This is a genomic window from Streptosporangium sp. DT93 (assembly GCF_049844535.1).
GTDB lineage: Bacteria > Actinomycetota > Actinomycetes > Streptosporangiales > Streptosporangiaceae > Streptosporangium.
The window spans coordinates 1-469 of record NZ_JBNCLF010000079.1 but is presented as its reverse complement, the minus strand read 5'-3'; the positions used below and the strand labels follow the sequence as shown (position 1 = coordinate 469).

Genomic DNA, 469 nt, shown 5'->3' with positions numbered 1-469 from the left:
TCGAGCTCCATCTCGTAGACCATGCCGACCTGGAGCTCGGCCATCGGGTAGGCGTCGGCCAGGCCCTCGGGGAGCCGCTCGCGGTCCTCGGGCGACAGCAGCGAGAACGGCTCGCGCACCGGACGCCGAGCCCGGTCGCCGCCGTGGTGCGTCACCCCCGCGAGTTCCGCCAGGGTGGGGTGACGGTGCTGGTCCTGGAGGGTGAAGGCCAGTCCGGCGTCGCGGGCCTGGCCGAGGACCTGGATGCTGCGGATCGAGTCGCCGCCCAGGTCGAAGAAGTTGTCGTGGCGCCCGACCTGATCCACGCCGAGAACGTGACGCCAGATGTCGGCGAGCTGCTCCTCCACACCGGGCAGCGGCGGGACGAAGTCCTCGAGCGAGGAGCGTTGCGGCTGCGGTGCGGGGAGTGCGGTGCGGTCGACCTTGGCGCGGGGGGTCAGGGGGAGGGCGTCGAGGGTGACGAACCAGC

At 72.3% G+C, this 469-nt stretch carries 1 protein-coding gene; it reads right to left on the bottom strand.

Annotated elements, in window-relative coordinates:
- On the bottom strand, nt 1-469 hold a 469-nt coding region (locus ACLQ2R_RS39565), incomplete at both ends, for a phosphopantetheine-binding protein (protein WP_425966550.1).